Below are 12295 nucleotides of genomic sequence, written 5' to 3' on the forward strand. Positions count from 1 at the left end.
AACCGCTGCGTCGACGGTGGCGACCCGCTTCGCCCGGCTCCGCCGCGCTCGCGATCCCCACTAACCCGCCTGCGTCGTACCGCGGCCCTGGACAAGGACTTTCAGGGCGTGGGCGCCGGTCGCAGTCAGCAGGAAGAGCAGGAACAGCCACAGCGGTGGGCGGGCAAGTTCCCAGACGAAGATCGCCGCCCAGATCGGCGAGCCCTGGGTCACCGCGAGCACGCCGGCGGCCCCGGCCAGCGATACCGCCGGCACGTGCAGGTGCGTCCCGGTCGCCCAGTTGATCATCAGCACCACCGCCGTCCCGGCGGCGGCGCCGGTCGCCAACGAGGGTGTCAGCAGTCCGCCGGCCCCACCGGCGCGCAAAAACAGCGCGGTCAGTAGGGGTTTCAGCGCCAGGATGGCCAGCGCCGCCGTCAGGGTCATGCCGCTGGCCAGGCTCACCGTCAGGATGCTGCGGCCGTTGCCGGGCAACTCGGGCCACCAATGCGAGCAGATGCCCATCACCAGTCCCGCCCCGGCGAGCGCGGGGATGAGCACCCAGGTCCGCATCTGGCGGACCGGCCGCGCCACGGCCATCAACCGGTTGAAGGCCAGGCCCACCGCGAGAGCCACCGGCGCCAGCAGCAATCCGTGCGCGGTCAGCAGATACGTCGACTCCCCGATCGGCCACTGCAGGTTGGGCTGATCGCGGGTGATGGCCGAGCCGACGGCGACCGCCAGGCCGGAGGAAAGAAACGCCGCACCCACCGCCCGCGGCTGCCAGGTAGTGAGCAAAATCCGAAACGAGAACAGCGCACCCGCCAGCGGCACCGCATACACCGCACCCAGCCCGGCCCCGGCCGCGCAGGCCAGCAGGATCTCGCGGTCGCGCGGTGAGAGCCGCTTGAGCCATCCCGTTCCCAAATCGCCCAGTGCCGCGGCGAATTGACGTGGGGCGCCTTCTCGCCCGAGCGATGCCCCGGAGCCGACGAGCAGCACCTGCAGCATGGCGTCGATGCTCCAGGAAAGCCGCGGGATGCGCTCATGACGGGCGATGGTCTGCGCCAGCTGGGGCACTTCGGCCCTGCGCCGCAGCAGCCACCACCCGAGTGCCGCCAAGGCGGCGCCGATCATCGGGCCCACGACGCGGCGTATCGAGCTGCTGGCGGCGACCCCGGCCAGCTGCGCGCCGAAGCTGTAGTTGTACGTGACGTGCTGGACGACGCGCAGCACGTACGTCGTCGCCAATCCGGCAACGCCGGCAAGCAACCCGACGATGATTACCGCGCAGAAGAAGTCGAGGTTGCCGCGGTCCAAACTGGGCGCGCTGGTTCGGGCCACCTGAACGAATGTAGGTCTAGTCGCCGGCGGCGTCCGAGCCGGCCGCCTCGGGGTGGGCCGCCGCTTCCCGTTCCGCCGGTGAGCCCTTGAGGCCGTACCAGAACAGGTCGATCATCAGCTGGGCGGCCTCGTCGACGTCGACGTCGCCGGTGCTGAGCCGGTTGGCGACCGCCTCGCCCGCGCCCACCAGGGCCACGGCCATCATCTCGTGCTCGCGCTCGGGGCGCGGATTGCGGCTACCCGCCCGCATCAGCCCGGCCACCAGATCGATGATCTGCTCGCGCCCCTCACGGACCATGTGGGCGAACGCCTGCGAGCTGGTGGCCTGGGTGTACATCACGATCCAGGACGCCCGGTTGGCGTCGATGTAGCGCATGAACGACACGATGGTGTTGCGCAGCATGTCGTTCGGGCTCTGCTCGAAATCGATGTCGGCGCGCACCACGTCGATGAATCGGCTCATCTCCCGGTTCAGACAGGCTCCGAACAGGTCTTCCTTGGAGCCGTAGTACAGGTACAGCATCGGTTTGGAGATCTGCGCCTCGGCGGCGATGGCGTCCATCGAGGTCTCGTGATAGCCGTTGACCGAGAACATCTGCACGGCGGCGTCGAGCATCTGCTGCTCGCGGACGGCACGCGGTAACCGCTTGGTACCACCCGCCATCGCTTGCCTCTCTAGCCCGTCTATCTGACTCAAGAGTAAGCAATCAGTGCGCACACTTGGGGCTTTGACCCTTCATCCGGGTCAGCCTCCCCAGCGCGTCGTTAACCACCGACATCTGCAGCTGCCCCGACCCCAGCGCCTTGACCAGGCCGTCCAGCACTGCCGGCACCTCCTTGGTGGTGACCCACAGGGCGACGTCGCTCCCGGCCTGCAGCGTCCGCAAAACGGCGTCGGGAACGCTGTAGTTGGCGGAGATGGCGGCCATGCTGGAGAGGTCGTCGCTGAAGATCGGCCCGTTGAAGGGCTTGGCGCCATAGCCCTTTCCGGTGCGTAGCATCTGTACGGCGTCGCGGCTCAGACTGGCAGGCAGGTCGCCGGTCAGTCCCGGAACCTGCAGATGACCCACCATCACCCCGGCGGGGACAGCGGGTACGGCGCCCACGAGGTCGCGGAACGGAACCAGGTCCACGTCCTGCATCTGGTCGAGCGACGGCGTTACGACGCCGCCCGTGTGCGAATCCCCGGAGCCGCGGCCGTGGCCAGGGAAGTGCTTGAACACCGGCTCCACGCCGGCGTCCAACAGCCCCCGGGCGTAGGCGTTGGCGAAGCGGGTGACCGCGTGCGGATCCGCACCGAATGACCGGTCACCGATCACGCTGTCGTCGGGGGCATTGGTGACGACGTCGACGTCGGGCGCAAAGTCGACGGTGATGCCGAGATCGTGCATCTTGCGGCCCCGGTCCAGTTCCAGGTCGTGGACCTGGTCCGGCGTCATGGTTTGCGCTAGCTCCTTGGCCGACGGAGCTGGACCGATCCGCTTCTTCAGCCGCGAGACCCGGCCGCCTTCCTCGTCGATGCTCACGGCGAGCGCCAGCGGCCCGGCGCCGTTCTTGATGTCGTTGAGGGGGCCGTCGAAGATCGACAGGTCTGTCCAGCTGCCGATGAAGATGCCGCCGACGTGGTAGTCGTTGACGACGCCCTTGGCGTCGTCGGCGTCCTTCACGCCGACCATCAGCAGTTGGGCCAGCTTGTCGCGGGGTCCCAGTGTGACCGGGTCGGCGCACACCGGCGGCGCGGGAGCGGCCACCGGCTTCCTCGACGTCGACGAGCTGGGCGGGTGCGCGGCGTCGTGGTGGCCGCAACCTGCCACCAGCACCGCCGCGGCCGCGAGCACGGCGAAGGTGCGCGAAAATGCCATCGGGCCATGCTTTCACGGCGGGCGTTTCGCACCCGGCTCCAGGGGGCATCAGCGGTACGTTGCTGATCGGGGGCTGGGTTTTGTCGGGGCGCCCATCTGACTGGCAGGGAGGAGCCAGCGATGACCGGTTTCACCTTGGCCGCCGCGGTCAGCATCGCGGTGGGCTTGTCCGTCGGGGTCGCGACGACCGTCGGGATCACGCTCGCGGTGGCGGACCACAGCCTGGTGCCGGTGCCGAGCCTGCAGCGCCCTGCGCTTCCGGCCGGGCCCTATCAGGTCGAATACGGCGACCGCTGCTGGCACGGGCACTGTCTGCACTGGTGACCGGCGCCCCGGTCGGCCGGGGCTCTTCTGCTAGGTTGGCGTCAGGTTGAACGTCAACGACCGCAACCCCAAAAACTCAGGAGCCGTCGATGAACCGGATCGTTGCGCCCGCCGCAGCCAGCGTTGTGGTTGGCCTGTTGCTCGGCGCGGCCGCGATCTTCGGGGTCACCTTGATGGTCCAGCAAGACACGAAGCCGCCACTTCCCGGGGGCGATCCGCAGTCGTCAGTGCTCAACCGGGTCGAGTACGGCAACCGTAGCTAGCCAGCCGCAGACGGGGACCGAAGCGCCGGTCTCATGCTCGACGGCTGGGTCGGTGTCGCGCCGGTGGTTGTGGTTGGTCGGTGCCATCGCGCTGGCGCTGACGTTCGCCCAGTCCCCCGGGCGGATCTCGCCTGACACCAAGCTGGATCTCACCGCGAACCCGCTGCGCTTCCTGGCCCGGGCGACCAATCTGTGGAACAGCGAGCTGCCGTTCGGGCAGGCGCAGAACCAGGCCTACGGGTACCTGTTTCCGCACGGCACCTTCTTTCTGATCGGCCACGCGCTGGGAATGCCGGGCTGGATCACTCAGCGGCTGTGGTGGGCGCTGCTGCTCACCGTCGGCTTCTGGGGACTGCTGCGGGTCGCCGAGGCGCTGGGGATCGGCAGCCCGGCGTCGCGGGTGATCGCCGCGGCCGCGTTCGCGCTGTCGCCGCGGGTGCTGACCACCCTCGGATCGATCTCGTCGGAAACCCTGCCGATGATGTTGGCGCCGTGGGTGTTGCTGCCCACGATCCTGGCCCTGCGGGCCACCGGCGACCGGTCGGTGCGGGCGCTGGCCGGGCGGGCGGGGCTGGCCGTCGCGCTGATGGGCGCGGTCAACGCCATCGCCACCCTGGCCGGCTGCCTGCCCGCGGTGATCTGGTGGGCGTGCCACCGGCCAAACCGGTTGTGGTGGCGCTACACCGGGTGGTGGCTGCTGGCCCTCGTGCTGGCGACGCTGTGGTGGGTGGTGGCGCTGGTGATGCTGCGCGCCATCAGCCCCCCGTTCCTGGACTTCATCGAATCCTCCGGCGTGACGACGCAATGGTCGTCCCTGGTCGAGATGTTGCGCGGCACCGACAGCTGGACCCCGTACGTGGCGCCGACCGCGACCGCGGGCGCTCCGCTGGTGACCGGATCGGCGGCCGTGCTGGCGACCTGCCTGGTCGCGGCGGCCGGACTGGCGGGGCTGGCCAGCCCGGCCATGCCGGCACGTGGGCGACTGGTCACGATGCTGTTGGCCGGGGTGGTGCTGATGGCCGCCGGATACAGCGGCGGGCTGGGCTCGCCGGTGGCGCACGCGGTGCAGGCCTTCCTGGACGCCGGCGGGGCCCCGTTGCGCAACGTACACAAGCTGGGGTCGGTGATCAGGATCCCGGTGGTGCTGGGGCTCGCCCAGCTGCTGGGCCGGATACCGCTGCCGGGCAGCGCGCCGATGCCGGTGTGGCTGCGCGCCTTCGCGCACCCCGAGCGCGACAGACGGGTCGCGACCGCGATCGTGGTCCTCATCGCGCTGATGGTCAGCACCTCGCTGGCGTGGACCGGTCGGCTGGCCCCGCCGGGAACGTTCACCGCGATCCCGCAGTACTGGCACGAGACCGCCGACTGGCTCACCGAGCACAACACCGGGACGCCGGCGCCCGGGCGGGTGCTCGTCGTCCCGGGGGCGCCGTTCGCCACCCAGGTCTGGGGCACCAGCCATGACGAGCCACTGCAGGTCCTCGGCAGCAGCCCGTGGGGGGTGCGTGATTCCATCCCACTGACCCCGCCGCAGACCATCCGGGCCCTCGATTCGGTACAGCGTTTGTTCGCGGCCGGCCGCCCCTCGGCGGGGCTGGCTGATACCCTTGCCCGCCAAGGTATTTCGTATGTGGTAGTACGCAACGACCTGGATCCCGACACGTCGCGCTCGGCGCGGCCCATCCTGGTGCACCGCGCCATCGACGCGTCACCCGGACTGCACAAGGTCGCGCAGTTCGGCTCCCCGGTGGGGCCGGGCACGCTGGCCGGTTTCGTCGCGGACAGCGGACTGCGGCCGCGCTATCCGGCGGTCGAGATCTTTTCCGTCGGAGCCGAGAGCAATACCGGCACACCGTACTTCGTCGAGACCGACCGGCTGGCCCGGGTCGACGGCGGACCCGAGGCGCTGCTGCGCCTTGACGAGCGGCGGCGGCTGTTGGGCCGTCCGCCACTGGGCCCGGCGCTGTTGACCGGCGACGCGCGGGGCGCCGGGCTGCCGACGACCGCCGGCGTGACCATCACCGACACCCCGGTGGACCGCGAGACGGATTACGGTCGGGTGGACCAACATTCGTCGGCGACCCGGGCCCCCGGCGACGCGCGGCACACGTACAACCGGGTGCCCGACTACCCGGTCCCCGGGGCCGATCCGGTGACGGGGGCCTGGGCCGGCGGCCGGATCACGGTGTCGAGTTCGTCGTCGGATTCCACCGCGATGCCCGACGTGGCACCGGCGACTTCGCCGGCCGCCGCCATCGACGGGGATTCGGCGACCGCCTGGGTGTCCAACTCGCTGCAGGCCGCCGTTGGTCAATGGATGCAGATCGATTTCGACCACCCGGTGACCAATGCGGCCATCACGCTGACGCCCAGCGCCACCGCCGTCGGCGCCCAGGTGCGCCGCATCCTGATCGAAACCGCCACCGGCAGCACCACTTTGCGCTTCGACGAGCCGGGCAAGCCGCTTGCCGCGGCACTCCCCTACGGCGAAACTCCCTGGGTGCGGATCACCGCCGCGGGCACCGACGACGGATCGGCCGGGGTGCAGTTCGGCATCACCGACCTGACGGTCACCCAGTACGACGCGTCCGGGTTCGCCCACCAGGTCGACCTGCGGCACACCGTGCGGGTGCCCGGACCGGCACCGGGAACCCCGATCACGGGGTGGGACCTGGGATCCGAACTGCTGGGCAGACCGGGCTGCGCGCAGGCGCCCGACGGTGTGCGCTGCGCGCCGTCGATGTCCCTGGCCCCGGAGGAACCGGTGAATTTCAGCCGGACCCTGACCGTCCCGGCACCGATGTCGGTAACCCCGACGGTGTGGGTGCGGCCGCGACAGGGGCCCAAACTGGCCGACCTGATCAGCGAACCGAATACCACTGTCGCTCACGGTGATTCGGACACGATGGATGTGCTCGGCTCGGCCTACGCGGCCACCGACGGCGACCCGGGCACCGCGTGGACGGCGCCGCAGCGGGTGGTGCAGCACAAGACCCCGCCGACCCTGACGCTCAGGTTGCCCCGGCCCACCGAGGTCACCGGGGTGCGGCTGGTTCCCAGCCGCTCGGCGTTACCCGTGCACCCGACGATGGTGGCCGTCAACCTCGGCGATGGCCCCCAGGCCGCCGCGGTGAAGCCCGATGGGGCGCAGACGGTGCCGCTCAGACCCCGGGTGACCGACACCGTGACCATCAGCCTGCTCAATTGGGAAGACGTGATCGACCGCAACGCCTTGGGTTTCGACCAGCTCAAGCCGCCCGGGCTGGCCGAGGTCGCGGCGCTGGGCGCCGACGGCAACCCGATCGCGCCCGCCGACGCCGGCCGCAACCGCAGCCGGGAGATCACCGTCGGGTGCGACCGAGGGCCCGTCATCGCGGTCGCGGGACGGTTCGTGCACACCGCGATCCACACCACGGTCGGGGCAATCCTGGACGACGCGCCCGTCGCGGCGGTGCCCTGCGAACGCGACCCGATCGCGCTGCCCGCGGGCCAGCAGGAGCTGTTGATCAGCCCGGGCGTCCAGTTCGTCGTGGACGGGGCCGAGTTGTCCGCCCGGGCCGACGCCGAAGTTGCACGGCCCGTGCGTGTTTCGTCATGGCGGGCGTGGGGCCCGGACCGCCGCGAAGTGCAGGCTCCCGCCTCGGCCACCTCCCGGGTGCTGGTGGTCCCGGAAAGCATCAACCCGGGGTGGGTGGCACGCACCGCCGCAGGGGCGCGCTTGACTCCGGTCGCGGTCAACGGGTGGCAGCAGGGCTGGGTGGTGCCGGCGGGCGACCCCGGCACCATCACGCTGACGTTCGCCCCGAACTCGCTCTACCGGGTGGGTCTGGCGGTGGGGCTGGCCCTGCTGCCGTTGCTGGCGCTGCTTGCGCTCTGGCGCACCCGGAGAAGGGACGACGCATCCGCGCCCGCGCGGCCATGGCGCCCCGGGGCATGGGCCGCCATCCCGGCGCTGGCCGCCGCGGCGGTGATCGCCGGCGTGGCCGGTGTCGTGGTGATGGGAGGCGCCCTGGGCCTCCGGTACGCGCGCGGCCGGGCGCGCTGGGAACGCCTCAGCCTCGCCGGCAGTGCCGGCGGGCTGATTCTGGCCGGGGCGGCACTGTCACGCCAACCATGGCGGTCGGCCGACGGCTATGCCGGCCACTCCGCGAGTGTTCAACTGCTGGCACTGATTTCGCTTGCGGTGCTCACCGCTTCGGTGGTCACGATCCCCGATCGGGCGTGCGGACCACGCGACGAATAGTCGGCCGGGCTATTGGCTACCCGTTTACCGGCTGATTGACTGGATATGCGGGTTGGCGTAGCCGTCACCGACCGAGGAGTTTGCGCCATGGACTGGTTTTCCGCACCCCAATATTGGGTGGGCAGACTGGTGCTCGAGCGCGGCGCCGCGGCGATCTACCTGCTGGGGTTCGTCGCGGCCGCGGTCCAGTTCCGCGCGCTCATCGGCGAGCGCGGCATGCTGCCCGTTCCGCGGTTCTTGGCGCGGCAATCCTTTTGGCGCACACCGAGCCTGTTCCACCTGCGGTATTCCGATCGCCTGTTTGCGGCCGTCGCCTGGTTCGGCGCGGCGCTGTCGGCGGCAATCGTCGCCGGGGCCGCCGATGCGGTTCCGCTGTGGGCCGCGATGTCGATGTGGCTGGTTTTGTGGGCGCTCTACCTGTCGATCGTCAACGTCGGGCAGACCTGGTATTCATTCGGTTGGGAATCGCTGCTACTCGAGACCGGGTTCCTGATGATCTTCCTGGGCAACCACGACGTCGCACCGCCGGTGCTCACACTGTGGATGGTCCGACTGCTGTTGTTCCGCGTCGAGTTCGGTGCGGGACTGATCAAGATGCGCGGCGACCCGTGCTGGCGCGACCTGACGTGTTTGTACTACCACCATGAGACACAACCGATGCCGGGCCCGTTGAGTTGGTTCTTCCACCATCTGCCCAAACCGCTGCACCGGATCGAGGTGGCGGGCAACCACTTCGCGCAGCTGATCGTGCCGTTCGGCTTGTTCGCGCCGCAGCCGGTGTCGAGCCTGGCCGCCGCGATCATCGTCATCACCCAGTTGTGGCTGGTCGCCTCGGGCAACTTCGCCTGGCTGAATTGGGTGACGATCCTGCTGGCGTTCAGCGCCATCGACGACAGGTCGATCGCGGTGCTGGTGCCCAAGGGCCTTGTCCCGGCGCACCCGGCGCTGGCGGCCACTCCGCTGTGGTTCGTCGGCCTGGTGGTCGCGGTCACCGCCGCGGTGCTGTTCATGAGCTACTGGCCGATGGCGAACATGCTGTCGTCGCGTCAGCGAATGAACATGTCGTTCAATTCATTTCATTTGGTCAACACCTATGGCGCCTTCGGCAGCATCGGACGGATCCGCCGGGAGGTGGTCATCGAAGGGACCGACGAGGCGGTCATCACGGGCCAAACCGTCTGGAAGGAATACGAATTCAAGGGCAAGCCGGGGGCGCTACGCCGGCTGCCCCGGCAGTGGGCCCCCTATCACCTGCGGCTGGACTGGCTGATGTGGTTCGCCGCCATCTCGCCGGGCTACGCGCAGCCGTGGCTGAGGCCGTTCCTGCTGCGGTTATTGGAAAACGATCGGCCCGCCCTGCGGTTGTTGCGCCACAACCCGTTTCCGGATTCGCCGCCCCGCTTTGTGCGGGCCCAGCTCTACCAATACCGTTTCACCACACCGGCCGAGCTACGGCGCGACCGCGCGTGGTGGCACCGCGCCCTGATCGGCGGCTACGTGCCGCCGATGACCCTGTCGACGGCGACCAGCGCCGGCTGAGCGTCGCTCGGGTTCTACTTCTGGTGGGACACCGCGGTTGCGAGGCGTAATTCGCGGCCGCGGCGCGCACTCGATCGTGTCGCCGCCCGCTATTCGTCCTGGCGGCGCAGAAGTCGCTCGGGATGGTGCAAGGTGTTGGTGCGGGGCCGGCCGCGATCGAGCCGGGGCGGCGGAATCCATTCGGTGTCGCCCTGGTTGTTTTTGCGGGTGGCCCAGCCGCCGGGTTGCAGCAGCCGGTGATTAGGCCCGCACGCGAAGGTGAGTTGGTCGACGTCGGTGGTGTGGCACGTGCTGTAGTCGGTGACGTGGTGGACTTCGCAGTAATAGCCGGGCACCGTGCATCCGGGCGAAGTGCAGCCACGATCCTTGGCGTACAGGACGATTCGCTGTCCGGGTGAGGCGAGCCGTTTGGCGTGATAAAGGGCCAGCGCTTTGCCTTTGTCGAAGACGGCCAAGTAGTGATGGGCGTGCCGGGCCAGGCGGATCACGTCGCTCATCGGCAAGATGGTGCCGCCGCCGGTCAGCCCCCGGCCCGCTGCGGCCTCCAACTCCTGCAGCGTCGTGGTGACGATGATCGAGGCCGGTAACCCGTTGTGCTGAGCCAACTCTCCCGAGGTCAGCACGCCGCGTAGCGCGGCCAGCAGTCCGTCATGGTTGCGTTGGCTCGCCGAGCGCGGATCGCGTTCGATGGCTTCCTGGGTGGGTGCGCCGCCGACGCACGGTGTCTCGTCGAGCGGGTTGCACATACCCGGGGCGGCCAGTTTGGCCAGCACGGCTTCCAGGGTTGCGCCGGCCTCGGGAGTGAGCAGGCCGCGCAGCTCGGACATGCCGTCGGCCTGCTGGTTGCCTAGTGTGAGGCCGCGACGGCGGGCGCGGTCCTCGTCGCGGTAGGTGCCGTCGGGGTTGAGTCAATCGGCCAAGGTGGCGGCCAGCGAGGCGAGCTGCTCGGGGCGAAACTCTCGGCCCTTCGCCACCAGCTCGGCCTCGGCGCGAGCACGCGTTGTGCCGTCGACCCAGCCCGGCAGCTGGGTGCAACCAACGAGAATTACAGCGTTTCGTCCAGCTCGCCGAGGCGGTCGGTCAACCGCAGATTCTCGGAGTAGTCGACCGGGCAACTGATCAGCGAGACACCGTCGTCGGCCAGCGCGGTCCGCAGCGTCGGCAACAGCTCCTCGGCGCTGTTGATCCGGTATCCCTTGGCGCCGAAGCTTTCCGCGTAGGTCACCACGTCCGGGTTGTTGAACTTGACGTAGTAGTGTGCGCCGAGTTCGAGGTCCATCTTCCACTCGATGAGGCCGTAACCGCCGTCCTCCCAGATCAGCACCACCAGCGGGATCCGCTCGCGCACGGCGGTCTCGATTTCCTGCGAGTTCATCAGGAACGCGCCGTCGCCGACGACGGCCAGCACCTTGGTCTCCGGCTGCGCCAGCTTGACACCCAGCGCACCCGGGAGGGCAAAACTCATGGTGGACAAGCCGTTTGAGATCAGGCATGTGTTCCGCTCGTAAGTCGGGTAGAGCCGGGCCATCCACATCTTGGTGGCGCCGGTGTCGACCAGGACGATGTCGCTGCGGCCAAGCGCCGCCCGGGTGTCGGCGACCACCCGGGCCGGCGCCAGCGGATAGCGCGAATCCTGTTGGCCCCGTTCGAATTCCTCGGTCAGCAGACCCGAGCCGGGCACCTCGTCGGCATGGTCGAAGCTGTGACCGGACAGCGCGTCGGTCAAAGCGTTCAGCGAATCGCTGATGTCGCCGATGATCCCCACGTCGACCGAGTAGTGCGCGTCGACCTCTGCCGGGAACCGGTGAATGTGGATGATCTTCTTGTCGGCCTGCGGGTTGATCCGGACCGGGTCGAACTCCTGCAACTCATAACCGACGGTGATGACGGCATCGGCGTTGTCGAACCCGAAGTTGACGTAGTCGTGCCGCATGAAGCCCAGCGTGCCAATGCTGTTGGGATGGTCGTCGGGCATCACACCCTTGCCGTGGAAGGTGTTGGCCACCTGGATGCCGAATTCTTCGGAGAAGCGCACCAGGGCCTTGGTGGCGTCGGCGCGCGCGGCGCCGTGTCCGGCCAGCAGCACGGGGTGTTTCGCCTGGCGCAGGACGTCGACGGCGCGTGCCACCTGGCGGGGTGCCGGAGCGTCGGCGCGGACAACGTTGCGGGGCAACGGTCCCAGGTCGTAGTCGGTGTCATCGGCGTCGATGTGCTCGGGCACGGCCAGGTACACCGCGGCCGGACGTTCGGACTCGGCGAGTTTGAACGCCTTGCGGACCATCTCGGGGATGGCGCGCGGGGTCGGGATGCCGGCGGACCACCGCGTGATGGGGGCGAACATCGACACCAGGTCGACGTACTGGTGCGACTCCTTGAACTCCCGGTCGTGACCCACCTGGGCGGAGATGGCGACCAGTGGGGTGCTGTTGGTGGTGGCGTCGGCCACACCGAGTTGCATGTTGATCGCGCCGGGCCCCAACGTGGCCGACACCACCGCCGCCCGCCCGGTGACCCTGCCGTACATCTCGGCCATGAACGAGGCGGCCTGTTCGTGCCGGGTGAGCACATAGCGGATGGGCGATGCCGCCAGCGCCTGCACGAACCGGATGTTCTCCTCGCCGGGCACCCCGAACACGACGGAAACACCCTCGTTTTCCAGGCACTTGACGATCAGCTCAGCGGCTTTGCTCATCCGACACCTCCCTTAGGGGAACGATAGTGGCAGGCTAGGTGTTGGACTT

The 12295-nt window shown here is 69.2% G+C and carries 8 protein-coding genes and 1 pseudogene; 4 read left to right on the forward strand and 5 right to left on the reverse strand.

Annotation, left to right across the window (positions count from 1 at the left end; genetic code table 11):
- Positions 1-60: 60 nt before the first annotated feature.
- The 3 genes from A5688_RS11125 to A5688_RS11135 are packed head-to-tail and all read right to left on the reverse strand — an operon-like array spanning position 61 to position 3185.
- Positions 61-1323: a chloride channel protein gene (locus A5688_RS11125; protein WP_067910918.1), complete on the reverse strand. Its 1263-nt coding sequence runs from the start codon at positions 1321-1323 to the stop codon at positions 61-63.
- 16 nt (positions 1324-1339) lie between these two features.
- Entirely contained in the window at positions 1340-1987 is a 648-nt protein-coding gene (locus A5688_RS11130) for a TetR/AcrR family transcriptional regulator (RefSeq protein ID WP_067835179.1), read from the reverse strand.
- A gap of 43 nt (positions 1988-2030) precedes the next feature.
- On the reverse strand, positions 2031-3185 hold the full coding sequence (locus A5688_RS11135) for a glycoside hydrolase family 3 N-terminal domain-containing protein (protein WP_068268158.1): 1155 nt from the start codon (positions 3183-3185) through the stop codon (positions 2031-2033).
- Positions 3186-3305: 120 nt separating this feature from the next.
- Between A5688_RS11135 and A5688_RS11140 the strand changes: the two genes are divergently transcribed.
- The 4 genes from A5688_RS11140 to A5688_RS11155 all read left to right on the forward strand — a co-directional run bounded on the left by A5688_RS11140 (position 3306) and on the right by A5688_RS11155 (position 9554).
- On the forward strand, positions 3306-3509 hold the full coding sequence (locus tag A5688_RS11140; protein ID WP_067835175.1) for a DUF2613 domain-containing protein: 204 nt from the start codon (positions 3306-3308) through the stop codon (positions 3507-3509).
- Between the two features lie 89 nt (positions 3510-3598).
- Positions 3599-3772, forward strand: a complete 174-nt coding sequence (locus A5688_RS11145; RefSeq protein ID WP_003874046.1) for a DUF2613 domain-containing protein — start codon at positions 3599-3601, stop codon at positions 3770-3772.
- A 52-nt stretch (positions 3773-3824) separates the two neighbouring features.
- Positions 3825-8015, forward strand: coding sequence for an alpha-(1->3)-arabinofuranosyltransferase (locus A5688_RS11150; protein ID WP_067910925.1), 4191 nt, complete (start codon positions 3825-3827; stop codon positions 8013-8015).
- Positions 8016-8102: 87 nt separating this feature from the next.
- The gene (locus A5688_RS11155) at positions 8103-9554 is read left to right on the forward strand and encodes a lipase maturation factor family protein (RefSeq protein ID WP_067910928.1); all 1452 of its coding nucleotides are present in this window, start codon (positions 8103-8105) and stop codon (positions 9552-9554) included.
- Between the two features lie 89 nt (positions 9555-9643).
- Here the strand turns inward: A5688_RS11155 and A5688_RS11160 are convergent.
- Both A5688_RS11160 and A5688_RS11165 read right to left on the reverse strand, forming a co-directional pair.
- Positions 9644-10582, reverse strand: a pseudogene (locus A5688_RS11160) (HNH endonuclease signature motif containing protein); the annotation flags it as partial.
- A gap of 17 nt (positions 10583-10599) precedes the next feature.
- Positions 10600-12246, reverse strand: coding sequence for an acetolactate synthase large subunit (locus A5688_RS11165; RefSeq protein WP_067910931.1), 1647 nt, complete (start codon positions 12244-12246; stop codon positions 10600-10602).
- Positions 12247-12295: the final 49 nt, after the last annotated feature.

Source organism: Mycobacterium mantenii (genome assembly GCF_001667865.1).
Taxonomy (GTDB): Bacteria; Actinomycetota; Actinomycetes; order Mycobacteriales; family Mycobacteriaceae; genus Mycobacterium; species Mycobacterium mantenii_A.